Genomic DNA, 21,155 nt, shown 5'->3' on the forward strand with positions numbered 1-21,155 from the left:
CGCGCGGCTCAGCGATCCGCGGGCAGCTCCGCCACCAGCTCGAGCAACCGCAGCAATTCGAGGTAGTCGTCACTGCCGAGCTTGCGCCGCAGTTCGGCCTCCGCGCGCATCTCCTCCGCGCGCACCTCGGCGACCAGCTCCGCCCCGCGCCGGCTCAAGCCGATCAGGATGCGGCGGCGGTCGTCGGCCGCGGCGACCCGGAAAATCAGTCCGCGTTCGGCCAGATGGTCGGCGTGCCGGGTGGCCGAGGAGGGGGCGAGCTGCGCGCGGGCGGCCAGCTCGCTCATGGTGATCCCGGTGTCGGCGGAGAGGTTCGCCAGCATGCACCATTGGTCGGCGGTGAGTCGCCGGGCGCACAGTGCGGCGTCGAGGTGACGTAGCCAACTGCGTTCGGCCGCACGGAGCCCTCCGTGCAGCGTCGAAACGCCACCTAGAATTGTCGCCATAATTCATTCCCGCCCGTTAATTTCAGTCGAACAAGGGGGAGGGTAGCCGATGAGCACGTTCGGCGGGAGCCCCGAGAACACCATCGAGATCATCAACATAGTGCCGCAGCAAGGCCCCGGCGGTATCTTCGCGCCCTCGTGCGAAGCGGCGATTTCTCTGGCCATGGAAGAAATCAACAGCGACACAGGAATTCTGGGCCGCGAAATACGAGCAACCCACATTGATGGCGGCCGGAACCCGGAAGAAGTGGCCCGAGAAGTAGGGGCTTTACTCGCGACCGGAATGGTGTCGGCGGTAACGGGCTGGCACACCTCGGCGGTGCGGCGGGCGGTGACGCGGGTGACGGCCGGGCGGGTGCCGTATCTGTTCGCCACCGATCACGAGGGTTTGCAGACGCGGCCACCTGGGCTTTTCATGATCGGCGCGGATCCGGCGCATCAGATCCTGCCCGCCCTGGATTGGCTGCGGCGCGGCTTCGGGGCGGAGCGCTGGGCGATCATCGGCAATGACTACGTGTGGCCGCGGCGCACGGCGCAGGCGGTGCGGGCCGCATTGCTGGATCCGGAGCTGATTCCGCTGGAAATGTTCGTGCCCATGGGAACTCGCGATTTCCGGCGCTTCCTGGGCGATCCGCTGCTGGAGCGGGTGGACGGGATCATCGTGCTGCTGGTGGGGGCCGATGTGGCGCGCTTCAATTTGCAGTTCTCGCGGACCGGGCGCTCGGATTCGCTGCTCCGGCTGAGCCCTGCGGTGGATGAGAACGTGCTGATGGCGGCGGGTGGCGGGGCGAACCACAATCTGTTCGTGCCGTCGAGTTTCTTCGTGAACGGGCCCGGTGGGGCCGAACGGCTGGAGCGGTATCACCGGTTGCACGGTTGGTTCGCGCCGACGCTGACCAACTTCAGCAATACCAGCTACGAGGCGCTGCACACCCTGCGCGGCATGGCGGAGCTGGCGGGATCACTCGAGGTGGAGCGGCTGCATGCGGCCGTCGCGGATCGGCCTGTCATCGAAACACCTTGGGGTGAAGTCGGTTTCGATGGAGCTCAAGCCGTCCGCCAGGCCTGGATAGCAAAGGCCGGCGGCGTGGACTTCCAGATCCTGGACCGGATCTGAGACCCCCACCCGTCATTCCGGCGTGCTTTCGGCCGGGATCCACACGGTGCTGTGTGGATCCCGGCCAAAAGCGTGCCGGGATGACGAGGGCTAAGCCGAGACCAGCGAATCCAGCACCGAGAAGAACAGCCCCAGGCCGTCATCGCTCGGGCCGGTGAGCGGCTCGGTGGCGTGCTCGGGGTGCGGCATCAGGCCGACGACCCGGCGGTTGGCCGAGGTGATGCCGGCGATATCGCGCTGCGAACCGTTCGGGTTGCCGCCGGCGTAGCGGAAGACCACGCGGCCTTCGCCTTCCAGCTCGTCGAGCACCGCGTCGGACGCCTGGAAGCGGCCCTCGGCGTTCTTGACCGGGACCAGGATCTGCGCGCCCGGCTCGTACCGCGAGGTCCAGGCGGTATCGGTCTGCTCGACGGCCAGCCACTGATCACGGCAGACGAAGTGCAGGCCCTCGTTGCGGGTCAGCGCGCCCGGCAGCAGGCCCGCCTCGCACAGGATCTGGAAGCCGTTGCAGATGCCCAGCACCGGCATACCGCCCTGAGCGGCCTTGATGACCTCGCCCATGACGGGGGCCATGCTGGCGATCGCACCGGCGCGCAGGTAGTCGCCGTAGGAGAAGCCGCCGGGCACCACGATCGCGTCGACCTTCTTGAGGTCGGCGTCCGCGTGCCACAGCGAGACCGCTTCACCACCGGCCAGCTTCACCGCGCGGGCGGCATCGACATCGTCGAGGGTGCCCGGGAAGGTGATGACACCGATGCGGGCGCTCACAGCCGGACGACCTTCCAGTCCTCGATCACCGTGTTGGCCAGCAGCGATTCGGCGATCTGCTCCAGGTCGGCGTCGCTGACATCGTCGGCGACATCGAGTTCGAATCGCTTGCCCTGCCGCACATCCGAGATGCCGGGATGACCCAGACGCCCCAGCGCGCCGACGATGGCCTGTCCCTGCGGATCCAGGATTTCGGCCTTCGGCATCACCTCGACCACGACACGTGCCACGCGTTGCTCCTCAGCTGGTGGGGCGGCGCTCGGACATACGACAGGCCGAGCGGGGGTTTCGCAGATCAGGGTAGTTGGACCGGGTCGGCGCGATGCCGCCGGGGCGGGTCGGACGTGGCCCGCGCCACACTCCGGGCTCGATGGACGGCGCGACCGGGACTACCGTGGCGCTCATGCGCATAGCCCATTTCGGACATTCCTGCATTCTCGTGGAGCTCGACGGCGCGAAGATCCTGTTCGATCCCGGTAATTTCTCGCACGGGTTCGAGGGGATCACCGGATTGGATGCCATTTGCGTCACCCATCAGCATCCGGATCACATCGATCCGAATCGCATCAATGCGCTCATCGACAGCAATCCGCAGGCACGCTTGCTTTCCGACCCGCAAACCGCGCAACTCCGCGCGGAGTCCTGGGAGGCCGTACATGCCGGAAATGTTCTGAAAGTCGGCAATGTCCAGATAACCGGCGGCGGTGGACGGCATGCCGTCATTCACCCGGAAATCCCGGTCATCGACAACACCGTATTTCAACTCGGCACCCCGGAAGATCCGGCCCAGCTGGTGCATCCCGGCGACTCGCTGTGGGTGCCGCCGGTGCCGGTGGGCGTGCTCGCCCTGCCGGCCGCCGCACCCTGGATGCGCGTCAGCGAGGCGGTGGATTACCTGCGTGCGGTGAATCCGCGCACCGCGCTGCCGATCCATTTCGGGATTATCGAACCGGCGGCACAGGGCATTTATTTCGGGCGGCTGAACGAAATGGCTCCGGCCGGAACGGAATTCCGGGTCATCGAACCGGAGGACCAGGCCGAGCTCTGAGGCCGGGTATCAAACCCGGCCCAGGACCAGACCCAGGCCCTCGATCCGGAACTCGGCGGTGGTCACCGAAACACCGGTGTCGGTGAAGCGGCGGCCACCGAGAGTCTGCTGTACGAAGTCCCGCACCGATACCGGTTGCGCGGCAAGGCCGTTCAGGATCTCCGCCGGGACTTCCAGGGTGCCGTCGTAGCGCCGGGCCTGGCCGGTGATCCCGGATGCCTGCGGCGCCTGGCGCAAACCGTCGACGGTGTGCAGCACGACATCCAGCCGCGCCCCGTCGGCGAATTCCAGCCGCAACGGTACGGATTCCGTTGCCGCGTCGAAGGATTCGACGGTCGCCGTCCACTCCCCCGCACCGCGCCCGGTGTAGCGGCCACCGGCGAGCGCCACCGACTCGTCCACGGACCGATCCTCGGCGGTATTGTCCAGGCGGCTCCCGGCGAGTGGCTGATCGGTGGCGACGAAGCGCCATTCGGCCGCCGTGAGCGTCTTCACCCAATAGCCGGTCCGGCCGTCGTGCGCGCCCTCGACGCGCAGTTCCCGTGCGTCCGAACCGATTCCGGTCTTGTGCACCGAGATCCGGTCGGTGATCTCGCCCGGCACCTTGGGCTGCCGCACCCACGACGGGGCCGGGAGCGCAATGGCGGCATAGCGCGAATCGATCCGCTCGGACAGCATGTCCGGGGCCTCCGGCAGCCCACGCTGATCCTCGTAGGAATAGCGGAAGAACACCTTGTCCGCGCCGGAGATGTCGAAGTCGTACAGGCGGGTGTAGAGATCCCCGGAGCGGTCCACCACCATGGTGGTCGAACCGCTGGTGGAGAGCGCGGCGGCCCGGAAGCGCCCGCCGGCCGGCATCGGTAGCTCGTAGCTGTGATCCACGGGCAGCCACGGATCGACGTAGCGGATCCGGGTGCCGTCGTCGGTCAGCGCGAAGACGTGCGAGACCTTGGCCCCGCCGACCGGATGATCATTGCCCGCGGCATCGCGCCAGACGTGATCCTCGCCGGGCGACAGCACCGACCAGGTCCAGTCCACGGTTCCGGCCGGCAGCGTATTGCCCGGCCCGGTCCACAGCGGGGTGCCGTAGCGACTGCTCCAGTTCCAGTCCCGCGGCGCACTCAGCGCACGATCCATAGTGAAGAACCGGCCGTCGCGATCGATCGCCATGACCTCGTCGTCATCGGCGGAGACCCCCGTGATCCGGCCCGCCAGGCAGTCCGGCAGCGCCATCCGCCGCCAGCCGCCCTGTGCGGCAGCCTCTTTCACGTAAAGCTGACCGTCCCGGGCCGCGAAGCTCCAGCGCCGGTTGAACGATTCGGCGGAGGTACGGTAGTACACCTGCCTGGGCAGCGTGATATCGGCGAGCGGCAGGGTTTCGAGCCCGGCGGTGGTGTTGTCCACGCCCAGCTCGGGTGTGCCGACCGTACCGATCAGCGTGCAGGCCGGAGCCTCGGCCACCGCATCGGATTGCGCGGCGGCACAACCGAATACGAGACCGGTCACCACGGCCGGAATTCCCAGCAGACGAGCGCGCATCACAACCACCTTAAAGCTCCGAAGACCGCGATCGCGACCGCGTCGACACCCAGAATCGCCCCCACCGCAATCGCTTTGGCGCGCACCGTCGGCAGGTCGTACACATAGAAGCAGGCCGTGAAGAACGGCACGTACCCGATGAGGAAGATCAGGAACGGAAAGCTCGGCTGCCACCAGGACCAATCCCAGGTGAGCACTCCGGCCTGGTTGAGCACCACTTCGACCCCGACGGCCGCCGCCGAGTTCACGGCGATCAGTACGGGCCGGTTGGGCAGCCCGAGGATCCGGGTCTCCTTGGGCGGCAACATCTTCGCCGCCGCCACGCCCATGATCGCGAACATGAAGCAGATCTCGATGTTCAACCCGATCAGCAGCTGATAGGCCGTCGGCCCGCTCGCACCCCACACCGGCGCGCGCCCGGTGGCATGGAAGACCAGCGAGTTCCAGATCTCGTTGAACAGATCCACGCCCCACAACGCCAGCCCGGCGAACAGGACATTCCAGTTCCGCCGCTCGACCTCGGTCGCATAGACGTAGATGACGACGAGCAACAGCGGTATGACGTACCACTTGAACTGGCTACTGTCGCGCAGCAATTCGAGCGCCGCGCGGGCGTGATCGGTCATCGGGTCCCTCTCTCCTCATGACCGGGGGACGCCGCGAGTATTTTACAAATTGATATGAAATGTCAACCTGTCACTGTGTGCGACCAGGCGCGCTCACAGACTCGGACGCGCGGGTCGCCGCACGCCGTTGCAGCTCCCGCAGCCGCGCCCCCTCCACATCGATATCCGGCACGATCCGGCTCAGCCACTTCGGCATCCACCACGCGGCATTGCCCATGAGCACCAGCAGCGACGGGATCAGCACCATGCGCACCAGGAAGGCGTCCAGCAGTACGCCCGCCGCCAGCGCGAAGCCCATGGACTTGGCGCTCACGTCGGGCTCCATCAGGAACGAGCCGAAGACGAAGATCATGATGACGGCTGCCGAGGTGACCACCCGCGCGCCGTGGTGGTAGCCCTTGACCATGGCCTGGGTGGGCGGTTCGCCCTTGACGTACTCCTCGCGCATCCGGGTCACCAGGAAAACCTGGTAGTCCATGGCGAGGCCGAACACCAAGCCGATCAACATGATCGGCATGAAGCTGATGATCGGGCGTGGCTCCTCGATCAGGCCGAACCTGCCCTCCTGGAAGATCAGCACGGTCGCGCCGAAAGTGGCGGCCATGGACAGCAGGAAGCCGAGCGCGGCCGTCAAAGGGACCAGGATGGATCGGAAGACGGCGATCAGCAGCAGGAACGCGGCACCGGCGACGATGGCCAGGTAGGGCACGATCTTGCCCAGCAGCACATGGTCGATATCGGCGTAGATGGCGGTGGTGCCGGTGATTCCGTAGCGCATGCCGTAGTCGGCACGGAAGGAGCTCTCGGCATCGCGGGTCTCGCGCACCAGGTCCTTGGTCTGCTGATCGTTGGGCCCGGTCTTGGGCACGCCCTCGAACCGCGCGCCCGCCTTGTCCGCGCTCCAGATCGGATCGGTCACATAGTTCATGTCGGAGTAGCGGGTGAGCTTGTCCCGCAGCGCATTCACCGCCTGCTCGCGCACCCCCGGCGGAGTTTCCGACAGGTCCACCGCGATCTGGAGCACGCCGTTGCTGCCCTCGCCGAAGCCCTGGGTGCGCAGGTCGTACGCCTTGCGGATGGTGGAGGTCTTGGGCATCGAATCCTCACCCGGCAGGCCGAGGTTCATCTTCGCGGCGGGCGCGGCCAGCAGACCGAGCACGATCACGCTCAGCGCCAGGGTGACCCACGGGGCCTTGGCGATCACGCGGGCGACGCGCATGCCATTGGTGACCTGCGAATCGTCCTCCGGATCGTGCTGGGCGACCAGCGGCAGCCGCGGTTTGAACAGGAACCGCCCGAACGCGCCGAGCAGCGCGGGCATCAGCGTGATGGCGGTGAGCACCGCGAATCCCGCCGCGACCGCGCCGCCCAGGCCCATGAAGGTCAGGAAGCGCACCCCGACGATGCTCAGCCCGACCAGCGCGATGATCACGGTGAGGCCGGCGAACACCACCGCCGAGCCGGCCGTGCCGAGCGCCACGCCCGCCGCCTCCTCCGGCGAATCCTGCACCGCCAGTTCGTGTTTGTAGCGCGAGACGATGAACAGCGCGTAGTCGATGGAGAGCGCGATGCCGATCATGGAGGCCAGGAAGGTGGTGAAGCTCGGCACCTCGATGACCGAAGTGCCCAGGAAGATCAGCGAGGTCGCCGCGCCCAGCCCCACGATGGCGGTGATGATCGGGACGAACGCCGCGACGATCGCCCCGAACGAGATGATCATGACCAGCAGCGCGAAGCCCATGCCGATCATCTCGGACTTACCGCTGGGCTGTTGCTGCTCCATGGCGATGGTGCCGGAGAGCTCCACCGTGAGCCCGTCGGCCCGCGCGCTGTCGGCCGCGTCGTAGGCCGCCTCGCGATCGTCGGCCGTGATATCGGCGAAGTTCGCGATCCCGAACGGAACACTCAGGATGGCAACGGAATCGGGATCGTTCGGGTTCAGCACGTTCAACGGCGCGTTGCTGCATTTGGAGACGAAGGCGCTGGAGTTCCGGTCCCCCGTCAGGCAGCCCATCTGCTCGGCCGCCGCGATCGGATCGGTCAGCGGTTTGCCGTGATCGACGATCCCCAGCCCGTCGAGCTGCTTGATCAAGCCCTTGATCGCCTCGTGATTGCGCTCGTCGGTCAGCCTGGTCCCGGCCGGCGCCCCGATCACATACACCCCGGTGACGGCGTCGAATTTGTAGGCCGCCGACATGCCCGGGAAATGCTCGTCCAGGATCTCGGTGGCCCGCTCCGACGGCAGATTCGGGATGTCGAAGGCATTGCTCATCGGCTCTTTCAGGGTGGTCCCGAGCCCGCCGAGCACTATCCACAGCGCCAGCCAGACCGGCAGCACGATCCATTTGCGTCGATAAGCGAACCTGCCCCACCGATACAGATAGACGGACACGAGCATCTCCCTAACGGTCGAGTGAATCGTGCTTGCGGCCCAGCTGACTACTGCGGACTACTCGGCGTAGGACGCCAGGAACAGCGCCACCGAGAGCGCCATGTGCTCGATCTCGGAGGGATCCACGCTCTCATTGGGCGCGTGGATGAGGCATTTCGGTTCCTCCACACCCATCAACATGATCTCCGATTCGGGATAGGTGTCGGCGAAGACATTGCAGAGCGGGATGGAGCCGCCCTGACCCTCGGTGGTGGCGGGGCGGCCGTAGGCGGCCGCCATCGCCTCCGACATGGCCTGCCGGGCCGGGCCGCTGGTGCTGCCGACGAACGGCGAGCCGGTGGCCTCGGTCTCGACGGTGACCTTCGCATGCCACGGCGTATTCGATTCCAGGTGCGCGGTAAGGGCTTTCAGCGCCTGCTCGGGTTTGATGCCGGGCGGGATGCGCAGGTTCAGCCGGGCCCGGGTCTTGGGCTGGATCGCCGCCGAGGAGCCCACCACCGGCGGCACGTCCATGCCGAGCACCGTGATGGCGGGCCGCGCCCACAGCATGTCGGCAACCTTGCCGCTGCCGAGCAGGTCCACACCGTCGAGAATGCCGGCGTCCGAACGGAATTGGGCATCCGGATAGTCGTGTCCCTCCCAGACCTGGCTGTTGGGCAGCCCGGAGACGGTGGTGTTGCCGTGTGCGTCGCGCAGGGTGGAGAGCAGCTGGATCATGGCCGCCAGCGCGTCCGGGGCCGGGCCGCCGAACATGCCGGAATGCATCGGCCCAGCCAGGGTTTCGACGGTGACGACCACGTTCACATTGCCGCGCAGGGTCTGGGTGAAGGTGGGCACGCCGACCTCGAAGTTGCCGCAGTCGCAGATCAGCAGCGTATCGGCCCGCAGCAACTCGACATTGCCGGGCACGAACTCCTCCAGCCCGCCGGTGCCCTGCTCCTCGGAGCCCTCCGAGACCAGCGTCAAACCGACCGGGTAGGCGTCGCCGAGCACCTGGCGCAGCGCCCGCAGCGCGGTCAGGTGCATGACGATATTGCCCTTGCAGTCGGCCGCGCCGCGCCCGTACCAGCGCCCGTTCTGCTCGGTCAGCGTCCAGACCGGGGTCTGCCAGGCGGCGTCGTCGAGCGGCGGCTGCACGTCGTAGTGGCAGTAGAGCATGACGGTCGGCGCACCGGCCGGAGCCTGGCTGCGCGCCACCACCGCCTTACTGCCGTCCGGGGTTTCGTGCAGTCCGGCATCGGTGAGCCCCTCGGCGGCGAAGGCGTCGGCCACCCATTGCGCGGCCTTCTCACACTCCTGGGCCGGGAACTGCCGCGGGTCGGCGACGGACTTGAACGACACCAGCTGGGCCAGATCGCTTTTCGCGCGCGGCATCAGCTCCCGCACCGCGGCGCGCAAGGCCGCGGTACGCGAATCCTCTTCGATCTCGGTACTGGTCATTGCGTCCTCCTGGTCACTTCGGCTCATCCGGCTTGACCGTATCGCCCTTCTTCAGGGTGCCGGTCGCCTCCAGATAGCCGGCGAGCTGGTCGGGGCAATAGGTTTCGATGGCCAGCGCGGTGGCGGTGAACACCTCGCTGTCGGCGATCACCGGCCGATTCCCGGGCCCCGACGCGCCGTTGCTGATGGCCGCCCGATAGCGCGCCCTGATCAGCGGCGAGGTCGGGTCCTGGCAGACGAAACCGCCGTCCTCACCCATCGTGTCGGCGATGACCTGCGGATCGGGTGCGCTGAAACCGGCATCGGCCAAACGGGTTTGCAGCACTTCGGCCCGCCGTAGCGCCACATCGGTCTCGCGATCCTTGCGGAAGACGATGGCCCCGGCGACCGCCAGCGCGACCAGCAGCAGCGCCACCGAGATGTAGATGAGCTTGCGATACCGGTCCCCCGCGTTCAGCGCTTCGGGGAGTTCGACCTCCGTCATGACAGCGCCTCCTGCGGGGTGGCGGACTTCCAGCCGGGCTTGCGGAATCGGAGGAACAGGTAGGGAATCAGCAACCCGACAATGCCCATGCCGAGCCCGATGATCAGCACATAGCTGAGCGCGTTACCGCTGCCGTACTGCGAGGGCGGCACGAAACCGATGAGGAAGGCCGCCACCGAGGAGGCGGTGCCGAGCCCGCACAGGGCGATCAGCGCGGGTGCGCGATAACCGCGTGGATGACCGGGATCGTTGCGGCGCAAGCGAATCGCCGCGATGAACATGAGCACATACATGATCAGATACACCTGCGTGGTTATCACCGACAGGATCCAGTAGGCGCTCGACACATCGGGGATGAACGCGTATAGCAGCGCCAGCAGCGTGGTCACCACGCCCTGCGCCACCATCATGTTCTGCTGCACGCCGTGCTTGTTCACCCGGGTCAGGATCGGCGGCAGATAGCCCTCGTTGCGGCCGATGATGAGCAGCCCCTTGGACGGCCCGGTCAGCCAGGTCAGCATGCCGCCCAGCGCCGCCGCCACCAGCATGACGCCCAGGATCGGGGTCAGGAAGCCGATGCCGAAGTGCTGGAAGAACCCGTCGAAGGCCTGCATGACACCGGCGGTCAGGCTCAGGTTCTTGGACGGCACCACCCAGCTGATCACCACCGCGGGCACGATGAAGATGGTCAGCACCAGGATCACGGCCAGCAGCATGGCCTTCGGGTACTCCTTGCCCGGATTCTTCAGCGAGGAGACGTGCACTGCGTTCATCTCCATGCCCGCGTAGGACAGGAAGTTGTTGACGATCAGCACCAGGCTGGCGATACCGGTCCAGGCGGGCAGCAGGTGCGCGGAGTCCATCGGCGCGGCCGAGGGATTGCCCTGCGCCAGGAACACCAGGCCCAGCGCCACCAGCAGCGCACCGGGCACCAGCGTGCCGATGATCAAACCCATACTCGACAGTCCCGCAACGGTTTTGGTGCCCTGCGCGGAGACGAACACCGCCGCCCAGTAGATGGTGATGATGACGATGGCCACGTACACCCCGTTGGCGGCCAGCGCGGGGTTGATGATGTAGGCGAAAGTGCTTGCCACATAGGCCAGCAGGCTCGGGTAATAGAAGATGGTCATGGCGAACTGGCACCAGACCGCCAGGAAGCCCATCTGCTTCGAGATGCCCTCGCCCACCCACTTGTACACCCCGCCGCTCCAGCCGGAGGCCAGCTCGGCGGCGACGAACGCGGTCGGCAGCAGGAACAGCAGCGCCGGAATCAGGTAGAGGAACACGCAGGCCAGGCCGTACACGGCCATGGTCGGCGCGGCCCGCAGGCTGGCCACCGAACTGGTGGTCATCAGCGCCAGGGTGATCCAGGAAATGTATTTGGTGGCAGTGGCTTTCGTCGCGGTGGTGGTCATAGCACCGCGGTCCCGGCCGAGAACCCGGGAACCCGGCCGGAAACAGTTCCCGCACCGACGTGTGGCGGCGTGGCGGACATCACCTGCTCTATGACATGCTGATAGCCCATAGAGCTGAATAGTAATCGTTCAGCAACCATCCTTTGATTACGAAACGGTACCTTACCCAACCAGTTTCGAGCCACGGGAAGCTGGTTACCGCCGCACAGCAAACCCTGCTTACGAGACTGGAGGCGCGATGACCGCAGACCCCGGACCAGACGACCTGTTCGCCATGCCCGGCCTCGGTCGAACCGCCCCGAAAGCCGGCTTCCCGGGCCCGGAAATGGCGCCCCAGGTGGCCTACGAGGTGGTGCACGACGAGCTGATGCTCGACGGGGTCGCCCGGATGAACCTGGCGACCTTCTGCACCACCTGGGTCGATGACCAGGCGCGGCGTCTGATGAACGAATCCCTGGACAAGAACATCGTCGACAAGGACGAATACCCGCAGACCGCCGAACTCGAGCAGCGCTGCGTGCGCATGATCGCCGACCTGTGGCACTCCCCCGACCCCGCCAAAGCCGTCGGCACCTCCACCACCGGCTCCAGCGAGGCCGCCATGCTGGCCGGGCTGGCCGCGAAGTGGCGCTGGCGCAAGCGCGGCGGCGTCGGCACCCCCAATTTCGTCTGCGGCCCGGTGCAGGTGTGCTGGGAGAAGTTCGCCCGCTACTTCGAGGTGGAGCTCCGCCAGATCCCGCTGCGCGAGGACCGGCTCACCCTGCACCCGGACGATATCGCCGCCCACTGCGACGAGAACACCATGCTGGTGGTGCCCACCTTCGGGCAGACCTTCACCGGCCTGTTCGAGGACGTGGCCGGCATCCACCAGGCGCTCGACGAGCTGGAGGAGCGGACCGAGCTCAATATCCCCATGCACGTGGACGCGGCCAGCGGCGGCTTCCTCGCCCCGTTCTGCGCACCGGATCTGGTGTGGGACTTCCGGTTACCGCGGGTGAAGTCGATCAACGCCTCGGGGCACAAGACCGGGCTGGCGCCGCTGGGCGTGGGCTGGGCGATCTGGCGCACGCCCGCGGACCTGCCCCGGGAACTCATCTTCGACGTCGACTACCTCGGCGGCTCGATGGCCACCTTCAACCTCAATTTCTCCCGGCCGGGCGGGCAGGCCATCACCCAGTACTACGACTTCATCCGCCTGGGCCGCACCGGCTACACCCGCGTGCAGAGCCGCATCTACGAGGTGGCGCGGCATCTTGCCACCGGTCTGGAGCGGATGGGGCCGTTCGAGCTGATCCACGACGGCGATCCCCGGCAGGGCATCACCGCCGTGTGCTGGCGTCTTAAGCACGAGCAGGTCTACAACCTCTACGACCTGTCGGATCGGCTGCGCAGCCGCGGCTGGCTGATCGCGGCCTACCCGCTGCCCGCCGGCCGCGAGGACGAGACCGTCATGCGCGCGGTGCTGCGGCACGGCTTCACCCACGACATGGCCGACCTGCTGCTCGCCGACGTCCGGCGGTGCATCGCACAGCTGGTGGCGCACCCCCTCGTCACCTCGCTCACGCATGCGGAGGCGGGCGGGTTCCCGCACAACGCGCATGCGGCGGTGCCGTCCGAGCAGGCCGTGCCCGCCGACGCGCAGCCGTGATCAGACGCCGGCCAGACCGACGGTGTCCAGCAGCCAGGCGAACTCGAACGAGATTTCCTTCCACTTCTCGTAGCGGCCGCTCACGCCGCCGTGCCCGGCGCTCATCTCGGTCTTCAAAAGCAGCTGCGAGTCACCGGTTTTGGTGGCGCGCAGTTTCGCCACCCACTTGGCCGGTTCCACGTACAGCACGCGGGTGTCGTTGAGCGAGGTGATGGCCAGGATGGCCGGATAGTTCTTGGCCTCGACGTTCTCGTACGGCGAGTACGACTTCATGTACTCGTAGACTTCCTTGTCCTCCAGCGGATTACCCCACTCCTCCCACTCGGTGACGGTGAGCGGCAGGGACGGATCCAGGATGGAGGTCAGCGGATCCACGAACGGCACATTGGCGATGACGCCCGCGAACAGCTCCGGCGCGAGATTGGCCACCGCGCCCACCAGCAGACCGCCCGCGCTGCCGCCGTCGGCGACCATGCGGTCCGCCGCGGTGACGCCGGTCTCCACCAGATGCCTTGCGCAGGAGACGAAGTCGGTGAAGGTGTTCTTCTTGACCAGCATCTTGCCCTCGTCGTACCAGAGCCGGCCCATCTCGCCGCCGCCGCGCACGTGCGCGACCGCGAAGATCATGCCGCGATCCAGCAGCGACAGCCGCGCCACCGAGAAATACGGGTCGATGCTGGTCTCGTAGGAGCCGTAGCCGTAGAGCAGCAACGGTTTCGGATCGCCGGGCGCGTAGCGCGGACCGGCGGTGGCGGCGCGGCCACCGTCCTTACGCCGCACGATGGAGATGGGAATCCGGGTGCCGTCCGCGGCGGTCGCCCAATCCCGGTGCTGCTCATAGTCGTTCGGGTCGTACCCGCCCAGCACCACGGTTTCCTTGCGCAGCAGCAGTTCCCCGGTGACCGGTACGTAGTCGAAGATCTGCAAGGGGGTCAGGAACGAGGTCAGGCCCATGCGCAGGGTCGGCTGCACCCATTCCGGATTCGACATCAGGCCCGCGTCGAACAGCTCCAGATCGAATTCGATCTCGCGCAGCTCGCCGTAGCCGGTATCGGTCAGCGGCCACACCGCCACCCGGGGCAGGGCATCGCGGCGGTAGCTGAGCACCAGCTTGTCGGAGAAGGCATCGATATCCAGGATGCGGGTGTCGGTGCGGTGCGGCACCAGCAGCGTCTGGTTCGCCGGATCGGCCAGCGGGGCCTCGGCGAGCACGAAGTTGACGGCCTTGACGCCGTCCACCACATCATTGTGCAGGATGAGCAGCTTGTCCTCGCCCGCGATCACCGCGTGCTCGACGCCGTACTCCACGCCCTCGCGGCGCGGCAGCACCACCCGGAATTCGCCTGCCGGATCGTCGGATTCGAGCAGCCAGATCTCGCTGGTCAGCTTGCCGGAGGTCTCGATCAGCAGGAACTTCTCGGAACGGGTGGCGGTGATGCCGACATTGAAGCGCTCGTCGGGCTCGTGGAAGATCTTGACGTCCTCGGACGCCGGCGTGCCCATGCGGTGCCGCCACACGGTGTCGGAGCGCCAGGCGTCGTTGAAGGTCTGATAGAAGACGTAGTCGCCATCCAGCGACCAGGTCGCGCCCGGGGCCACCCCCGGAATCTCGTCGGGCAGCAGCTCGCCGGTCTCCAGGTTCTTGAACCGCAGCAGGTACCGCTCGTCGCCGACGGTATCGACCGAGTAGGCCAGCACGTCGCCGGCGTGGGTCAGCGAGAACGCCCCGACCCCGATGAAATCATGCCCCTCGGCCAGCACGTTCAGATCCAGCAGCACCTGCTCGCCGGGCACCTCGGCATCGGCGTCCAGCACCGGCGGGGTCCAGTCGTCCGGATTCGCGATCGGCGCCCGGCAGGACACCCCGTACTGCTTGCCTTCGAAGCTGCGCGAGTAATACCAGTACTCGCCCATCCGGGTCGGCACCGTCAGATCGGTCTCCTGAGTGCGCGCCTTGATCTCGTCGAAGATCTTCTCCCGCAGCGACTTCAAATGCCCGGTCTGCGCCTCGGTATGGGCGTTCTCCGCCTCCAGATACGCGATGACCTCGGGATTCTCCTTCGCCCGCAGCCATTCGTACTCGTCGACGAAGACATCGCCGTGGTGGACGCGCTCGAACGGCACCCGCTCGGCGATGGGCGGCGCGTCCGTCGCGCCGAGGTCGGAGGTCGCGCTACCGCTGTCAAGAGCCATGCGTCCACGTTAGTGGTGCGCCCCGCGACCACTGCTCAACGGCCCAGCCGGACGCGCGGTTCATCTCGATCTATCGCCGATAACACCTCGGACTTCACCTGCGCCGACGTACGGCCGAGCGAACTAGCGCGCTCGCCGCTCGCGCCCTACCGGCGCGACATGCTGCTGACGGTGCTCGTAGAGATAGAAGACCGCCGCCTTGCGCCGCGCGCACTGGTCGGTCGGGCAACTTCGGTGAATCCGCAGGATGCTGTGAGCGAGCTCCGAGGTGAATCGCTCGGGAACCATCTCACAGCTATCGGAGATGGGGGCTGCTCGCTGTGGGGTCCATGGCGTGCGCACCGTACCTCCTTTCGCTGACACAAGATGGAATATCCGATCCGGACCCCGCACAAACCCTGGCATCATGATTGCGATCCACATCACCGTCCAGTACTGGCAAGCGCACAGGAGTCCGGAGTGGAAGCGAAGAACCGCGAAATCGAAACCGACGCCGTCTGGCGGCGCGGCGACGACAGTGCCGAGGGCGTCGAAATCGCCTTCCTGGCCAGCGGAAATATCGGATTACGGGATTCCCGCAATCCGGATGGGCCGGTCCTGATCTTCACCCCCGGCGAGTGGAAGGCCTTCGTCGCCGGGGCCAAGGACGGCGAATTCAACCGTCCGGGAAGCTGATTCGATTCGCGATCGGGGTTCAGGCCCCGATCGCACCCCCGATGGTCGGCCAGGACGTGTGCAGCGTGTCCTGCCAGTAGGACCAGGAGTGCGTACCCACCACGCTGCGATCGATGCGAGCCGGAATGCCGAGGCTGCTCAAGCGCGCCTCGAACGCAGCGACGCAGGCGTTCACGCCCATCTCGATCGGGCCGCCGAAGAAGATGTTCTCCGGCAGCTGCGGTTTGATCTCCAGTTCGTGCGGGCCGGGCAGGCCGCTGCCGGTGGAGAGGAAGATGGTCTTGCCGCGCAGCGCCTCGGTCAGCACCGCCGGATTGTGCGCGCTCCACGCCGGGTCGGCGGGGCCGCCCCACATATTGAGCGGATTGCCACCGCGATTGGCGACCGAGAAGAAGATGGCCGGCTGCGCGATGGAGGTGTCCGGGCAGGCGCTGTAGCCCGCGACCGCGCGATACAGGGCCGGATGGCGCACCGCCAGGGTGAAGGCCGCGCTGCCGCCCATACTCAGCCCGCCGATGGCGTTCACGCCGTTACCGCTGAAGTAGCCGTCGATGATGGGCGGAAGTTCTTCTGTCAGAAAGGTTTCCCACTTGTAGCGGCCGAAGCGCGGATCGTCGGCCACCCAGTCGGTGTAGTAGCTGGCCTGGCCGCCGATGGGGAGCACCACGTTCACATCGCGGCCCTGGAAGAAGGACTCGGCGTCGGTGGCATTGGTCCAGGTGCTCTGCGTCGCGCCGGGGTCCAGACCGTCCAGCAGGTAGTAGCTGGGGCGGGCGCCGCCGCCGGCCGGGTGCAGTACCTGGACCTGGATGGTGCGGCCCATGGCGGTCGAATCGATGAAGAGCGCCGAGCGGGTGGCGCTGAGGTCGTCGACGCGGACCACCTGTGCCGCCCGCGCGGTTTGCGGAGCTACCACCGCCGGACTCAGCAAACCTGCGGCAACCGCGAAAATCGCTGCGGCAATAACTCTTCTGCGCATGTCCCCACCTCCATCAGCCCACCACAACCGGGTTCAAAAGTAGCTCGAGAGACGCCCGCTACGAGGAAGATTTCGATTTTGGCGTGTCGCTGGCAAACCAAGCGGTTCGGATATGTTAATCCGTTTCGGCTATGACCGGCCGGAGGTTCTGGTGAGCGCGCCCTTGATCGATCCGGCCAGGTAATCGAGATCCTCGCGACGCGGACTGGTCGGTCGGCCACGAAGGCCGAAGCCGTCGCCGGGCGTGCGGGGAATCACGTGCAGATGCACGTGGAAAACCTCCTGCCCGGCCGTCACGCCGTCGGCCAGGAAGAAGTTCACGCCGTCGCAGTTCACCTCGGACTCGCGCAGCGCGGCGGCCAGCTGCTGGCCGACCTGGAACAGTTTGCCGCCGACCGCGGGATCCAGCTCGGCCAGGCTGCGCGCCTGCACCTTCGGAATCACCAGCAGATGGCCGGGCGTGAAGGGCCGAATGTCCATGAACGCCACCACATCCGCGTCCTCGTACACCTTGCTGGAGGGCGCGCGGCCGGCAACGATATCGGCGAAAATCGTGTACGGATCCATGACCGCAGCCTAAATGGCCGCCCGCGAACGCAATTCGCCCCGGCTCGACAGACGAGCCGGGGCGAAGAATACGAGAGGCGCGGTCTCGCTAGAGGATCGGCGAGGGGGTGTAGCGGGCGGCCTCCGGGTTGGCGTCGACCAGCTTCTGCACCTGGGCGATGACATCCCCGGCCTGCGCCTCGGCCGCGCCGATGAAGGCGGAGCGGTCGGCGAGGGCGATATCGAGGGCCTCGCGATCCAGCGGCATGCGGTCGTCGGCGGCCAGGCGATCCAGCAGATCGGGTTCGCGGCCCTGCTCGCGCATGGCCAGCGCCACCGCCACGGCGTGCTCCTTGATGACCTCGTGCGCGGTCTCGCGCCCCACGCCCGCGCGCACGGCCGCCATCAGGATGCGGGTGGTGGCCAGGAACGGCAGGTAGCGGTTGAGTTCGCGGTCGATGACCGCCGGGTACGCGCCGAATTCGGCGAGCACGGTCAGGAAGGTCTCCATCATGCCGTCGATGGCGAAGAAGGCGTCCGGCAGCGCGACCCGGCGCACCACCGAGCAGAACACATCACCCTCGTTCCACTGCGCGCCCGCCAGTTCCGCGGCCATGGAGGCGTAGCCGCGCAGCACCACCTGGAGGCCGTTGACGCGCTCGCACGAACGCGTGTTCATCTTGTGCGGCATCGCCGAGGAGCCGACCTGCCCCGGCTGGAAGCCCTCGGTCACCAGCTCGTGCCCGGCCATCAGCCGAATGGTGTGCGCGAACGACGACGGCCCCGCCCCGACCTGCACCAGCGCGGAGAGCACATCGTGATCCAGCGAACGCGGGTAGATCTGCCCGACGCTGGTGAACACATTGGCAAAACCCAAGTGCCGCGCCACTTTCTGCTCCAGCTGCGCCAGCTTCGCCGCATCGCCGCCGAGCAGATCGAGCATGTCCTGCGCGGTGCCCATCGGCCCCTTGATCCCGCGCAGCGGATACCGGTCGATCAGCTCGCGCAGCCGAGTGAGCGCGATCAGCAACTCGTCCGTCGCCGAAGCGAACCGCTTGCCCAGCGTGGTGGCCTGCGCCGCGACATTGTGCGACCGCCCCGCCATCACCAGCGTCTGATACTCGGCCGCGCGCTCCGCCAACCGCGCCGCGATAGCGACCCCGTGCTCGTACACGTGCTCCAGCGACAGCCGGATCTGCAATTGCTCCACGTTCTCGGTGAGATCGCGCGAAGTCATGCCCTTGTGCACATGCTCATGCCCCGCCAGCGCGTTGAACTCCTCGATCCGCGCCTTCACATCGTGCCGGGTAACCCGCTCCCGCTCGGCGATCGACTTCAGATCAACCTGGTCGACAACCCGCTCATAATCCTCGACCACCCCCGCCGGCACATCGATCCCGAGCTCGGCCTGCGCCCGCAACACCTCCAGCCACAACCGCCGCTCCAGCACGATCTTGTTCTCCGGAGACCACAGATGGACAAGCTCAGGGCTGGCATAGCGAGTGGCGAGGACGTTAGGCACAAAGGTCACGTTTGGCCAGTTTACCGGCGTGATGCTGGTCGCCCGCGAGCGCGGTCGGAGTTCCCCGCCCGCACCCCGAACTCCCTCCCCGCAGACATTTCGGCCGTGCCCCGAACTCCATCCCGTCGGCGGTTTCGAGCGCGCCCCGAACTCCATCCCGGTGGCGGTTTCGAGCGCGCCTCGATCTCCCTTGAAGTCGGCGGCTTCCCGGCGAGCCCCGGCCTTCTCGCTTGGGGTTTCAGGGGCTTGCCCCTGAGGTTCTTCCCTTCCGGGGTTTCAGGGATTTACCCCTGAGAGTCACGAGAGTTGTCTATGCCGGGGGCGCGACGATGTCGATGACCTCGAGCAGGGCGGCGCGGGCGACTCTTCGTGGCTGCGGGTCGAATTCGCAGAGGGCGGTCACCACCGCGCCGTCGACCACGGCAACCAGGCGGCGTATCTGTTCGACCCGAACCACCCGATCGGATCGGCGCAGGACGTCGGCGAGGAGTTCGTCGAGCTGGGCGCGTAGTCGGAGCTGGACCTCGCGTAGTTCGGGGTGGCGGGCCGAGGCTACGGAGCGTTCGTAGCGGGCGATCAGTTGGCCGCGGGCATCGTCGTCGGTGGCATCCGGACCGACCAGCAGGTCCAGAACCAGATCGACGGTCGCGTCGGCGCCGCGCCGGCGATGCGTCACCTCGCCGACCCGCCGCCGCATGGCATCGAGTTCGGCGTTTCCGGAGAACTCGACCGCCCGCGCGATCAAGTCCTCGAGCGATTCGAAGTAGTAGGTCGTGGACGCCAGCGGCAGATCCGCGCGCGTCGCTACCGAGCGATGCCGGACGGCTTCGAAGCCGCCCTCGAGCAACAGCTCGGCGGCCGCTGAAACCAGCGCTTGGCGACGCCGTTCGCCTTTCGGAGTCGTCGCAGTGGTCACCGTGTCATCGTGCCAGTCATCATGAGTTCATCAGTGCCAAATCTGTGCGATCTGTGGTGATTCCACTTCGGATGGGCAAACGGGAGAGCCGTGCGGGAAAGCGGTACTGCTTTTGTACCCCATCGCGGCGCGCCCGTGGGCCACTCCGGAAAGTCTTGGCAGATCACGCCATATAGCGTTCCAACCGGTCGAGTGCCTCCTCGATATCGGCACTCGCGCCGGCGAACGAGAAGCGAACGGTGTGCTGCCCGTTGACCGTATCGAAATCGATGCCCGGCGCCAGCGCGACGCCGGTCCGGTTCAGCACCTCGGTGCACCAGGCCATCGAATCATCGGTCAGGTGCGCGATATCCGCGTAGGCGTAGAACGCGCCGTCGGCCGGGGCCAAGTCGGTGATGCCGAGCTTGGGCAGGCCGGTCAGCAGCAATTGCCGATTCGCCGCATAACGCTGCACATGTCCGTCCAGTTCTTCTTTCGCCTCGGGCCCGAAGGCGTGCACCGCCGCGAACTGGGAAATAGCCGGCGGGCAGACCGTCATGTTCGAAGCCAAGCGCTGCAAAGCGGGCCGCAGGTGCTCCGGGGCGAGCATCCAGCCGAGCCGCCAGCCGGTCATGGAGAAGTATTTCGAAACCGACCCGATAACGACCGAATTTCGTGAAGTCTCCCAAGCGGACGATGTCGGCTCGGCGCTCGTGGAGAACCCGGCGTCGTAGACGATGCCGTGATAGATCTCGTCCGAAATCAGCAGCGTCCCATGCGCATCGCACCAGCGCGCCAGCGCCGCCAACTCCGCGGGCGCGATCATGGTCCCGGTCGGATTGGCCGGGCTCGCCACGATCAGCCCCGCCGGCGGCTCCGGCAGCGCCTCCAGCATGGCCACGGTCGGCTGGAACCGCGTCTCCGGCCCGCAATCCAGTTCGACCACATCGCACCCCAGCGCCGTGAGTGTGTTCCGGTACGCCGGATACCCCGGTCGCGCCACCACCACGGTGTCCCCGGCATCGAACGCCGCCAGGAACAGCAGCGTGAACGCGCCGGAGGATCCGGTCGTCACCACCACGTCCTCGGCGCTCACCCGCACCCCGTAGGTGTCCCGGTGATGCCCCGCGATGGCCTCCCGCAACTCCAGGATTCCGAATGTCTCGGTGTAGCCGAGCAATTCGCTCTCCATTGCCTGCTTGGTTGCCCGCAGGACCGCCCGCGGCGCCGGCGTGGAGGGCTGCCCCGCCGCCAGCACCAGCACATCTCCGTGTGTCCGGGCCCGTTCAGCTGCTGCTTTCCAGACGTCCATCACGTAGAAAGGTGGAATGGCCGACCGGCGAGATTCGATACGCACCCGACAGACGGTAGAGCACCCGCTCCCCCGGCTGTCCGACAATGGTCGCCGGAATGCCTGAG

The 21,155-nt window shown here is 66.8% G+C and carries 19 protein-coding genes; 4 read left to right on the plus strand and 15 right to left on the minus strand.

Annotation, left to right across the window (positions count from 1 at the left end):
- Positions 1-8 precede the first annotated feature (8 nt).
- Positions 9-446, minus strand: a complete 438-nt coding sequence (locus NI1_RS14565) for a MarR family winged helix-turn-helix transcriptional regulator (protein ID WP_067819972.1) — start codon at positions 444-446, stop codon at positions 9-11.
- Between the two features lie 49 nt (positions 447-495).
- Here NI1_RS14565 and NI1_RS14570 point away from each other — a divergent pair, with 49 nt between their 5' ends.
- A complete protein-coding gene (locus NI1_RS14570; RefSeq protein ID WP_067819975.1) occupies positions 496-1,563 on the plus strand; it encodes a substrate-binding domain-containing protein in 1,068 nt (355 codons plus the stop codon).
- A gap of 90 nt (positions 1,564-1,653) precedes the next feature.
- Here the strand turns inward: NI1_RS14570 and purQ are convergent, their stop codons facing one another.
- Positions 1,654-2,331: a phosphoribosylformylglycinamidine synthase subunit PurQ gene (purQ, locus tag NI1_RS14575; protein WP_067819978.1), complete on the minus strand. Its 678-nt coding sequence runs from the start codon at positions 2,329-2,331 to the stop codon at positions 1,654-1,656.
- Positions 2,328-2,561 (minus strand): phosphoribosylformylglycinamidine synthase subunit PurS, encoded by a 234-nt coding sequence (gene purS / locus NI1_RS14580; RefSeq protein WP_067720974.1) that lies wholly within the window; start codon positions 2,559-2,561, stop codon positions 2,328-2,330. Before purS ends, purQ begins: the two co-directional genes overlap by 4 nt.
- 173 nt (positions 2,562-2,734) lie before the next feature.
- On the opposite strand from purS, the gene NI1_RS14585 reads away from it, so the two are divergent.
- Entirely contained in the window at positions 2,735-3,379 is a 645-nt protein-coding gene (locus tag NI1_RS14585) for an MBL fold metallo-hydrolase (RefSeq protein WP_067820541.1), read from the plus strand.
- Positions 3,380-3,388: 9 nt separating this feature from the next.
- On the opposite strand, the gene NI1_RS14590 is transcribed toward NI1_RS14585, so the two are convergent.
- The 6 genes from NI1_RS14590 to gadC all read right to left on the minus strand — a co-directional run bounded on the left by NI1_RS14590 (position 3,389) and on the right by gadC (position 11,278).
- A complete protein-coding gene (locus NI1_RS14590; RefSeq protein ID WP_067819981.1) occupies positions 3,389-4,918 on the minus strand; it encodes a hypothetical protein in 1,530 nt (509 codons plus the stop codon).
- Positions 4,918-5,544: an AF_1327 family membrane protein gene (locus tag NI1_RS14595; RefSeq protein ID WP_067819984.1), complete on the minus strand. Its 627-nt coding sequence runs from the start codon at positions 5,542-5,544 to the stop codon at positions 4,918-4,920. Before NI1_RS14595 ends, NI1_RS14590 begins: the two co-directional genes overlap by 1 nt.
- Positions 5,545-5,614: 70 nt before the next feature.
- Positions 5,615-7,936 (minus strand): MMPL family transporter, encoded by a 2,322-nt coding sequence (locus NI1_RS14600; RefSeq protein WP_067820544.1) that lies wholly within the window; start codon positions 7,934-7,936, stop codon positions 5,615-5,617.
- A 57-nt stretch (positions 7,937-7,993) separates the two neighbouring features.
- Positions 7,994-9,376, minus strand: coding sequence for a dipeptidase (locus NI1_RS14605; protein WP_067819987.1), 1,383 nt, complete (start codon positions 9,374-9,376; stop codon positions 7,994-7,996).
- Between the two features lie 13 nt (positions 9,377-9,389).
- Positions 9,390-9,860, minus strand: a complete 471-nt coding sequence (locus tag NI1_RS14610) for a hypothetical protein (RefSeq protein WP_067819990.1) — start codon at positions 9,858-9,860, stop codon at positions 9,390-9,392.
- Positions 9,857-11,278: a glutamate/gamma-aminobutyrate antiporter GadC gene (gadC, locus tag NI1_RS14615; protein ID WP_067819992.1), complete on the minus strand. Its 1,422-nt coding sequence runs from the start codon at positions 11,276-11,278 to the stop codon at positions 9,857-9,859. The genes NI1_RS14610 and gadC overlap by 4 nt, the downstream gene beginning before the upstream one ends.
- 238 nt (positions 11,279-11,516) lie before the next feature.
- Here gadC and gad point away from each other — a divergent pair, with 238 nt between their 5' ends.
- The gene (gene gad / locus NI1_RS14620; RefSeq protein ID WP_067819995.1) at positions 11,517-12,926 is read left to right on the plus strand and encodes a glutamate decarboxylase; all 1,410 of its coding nucleotides are present in this window, start codon (positions 11,517-11,519) and stop codon (positions 12,924-12,926) included.
- Here the strand turns inward: gad and NI1_RS14625 are convergent, their stop codons facing one another.
- On the minus strand, positions 12,927-15,119 hold the full coding sequence (locus tag NI1_RS14625; RefSeq protein WP_067819998.1) for a S9 family peptidase: 2,193 nt from the start codon (positions 15,117-15,119) through the stop codon (positions 12,927-12,929).
- Between the two features lie 459 nt (positions 15,120-15,578).
- On the opposite strand from NI1_RS14625, the gene NI1_RS14630 reads away from it, so the two are divergent.
- Positions 15,579-15,794: a DUF397 domain-containing protein gene (locus NI1_RS14630; protein ID WP_067820001.1), complete on the plus strand. Its 216-nt coding sequence runs from the start codon at positions 15,579-15,581 to the stop codon at positions 15,792-15,794.
- Between the two features lie 19 nt (positions 15,795-15,813).
- On the opposite strand, the gene NI1_RS14635 is transcribed toward NI1_RS14630, so the two are convergent.
- The 5 genes from NI1_RS14635 to NI1_RS14655 all read right to left on the minus strand — a co-directional run bounded on the left by NI1_RS14635 (position 15,814) and on the right by NI1_RS14655 (position 21,093).
- Positions 15,814-16,773 carry an alpha/beta hydrolase gene (locus NI1_RS14635; protein WP_067820004.1) on the minus strand — a complete coding sequence of 320 codons (960 nt, stop codon included), beginning with the start codon at positions 16,771-16,773 and terminating at the stop codon, positions 15,814-15,816.
- A 129-nt stretch (positions 16,774-16,902) separates the two neighbouring features.
- Positions 16,903-17,340, minus strand: coding sequence for an HIT family protein (locus tag NI1_RS14640; protein ID WP_067820007.1), 438 nt, complete (start codon positions 17,338-17,340; stop codon positions 16,903-16,905).
- An 88-nt stretch (positions 17,341-17,428) separates the two neighbouring features.
- Positions 17,429-18,850, minus strand: a complete 1,422-nt coding sequence (gene purB, locus NI1_RS14645; protein WP_067820010.1) for an adenylosuccinate lyase — start codon at positions 18,848-18,850, stop codon at positions 17,429-17,431.
- Between the two features lie 301 nt (positions 18,851-19,151).
- A complete protein-coding gene (locus NI1_RS14650) occupies positions 19,152-19,757 on the minus strand; it encodes a TetR/AcrR family transcriptional regulator (protein ID WP_067820013.1) in 606 nt (201 codons plus the stop codon).
- A gap of 163 nt (positions 19,758-19,920) precedes the next feature.
- Positions 19,921-21,093, minus strand: coding sequence for a pyridoxal phosphate-dependent aminotransferase (locus NI1_RS14655; RefSeq protein WP_218026747.1), 1,173 nt, complete (start codon positions 21,091-21,093; stop codon positions 19,921-19,923).
- Between the last annotated feature and the right edge of the window lie 62 nt (positions 21,094-21,155).

It is taken from the genome of Nocardia inohanensis NBRC 100128 (assembly GCF_001612945.1).
Taxonomy (GTDB): Bacteria; Actinomycetota; Actinomycetes; order Mycobacteriales; family Mycobacteriaceae; genus Nocardia; species Nocardia inohanensis.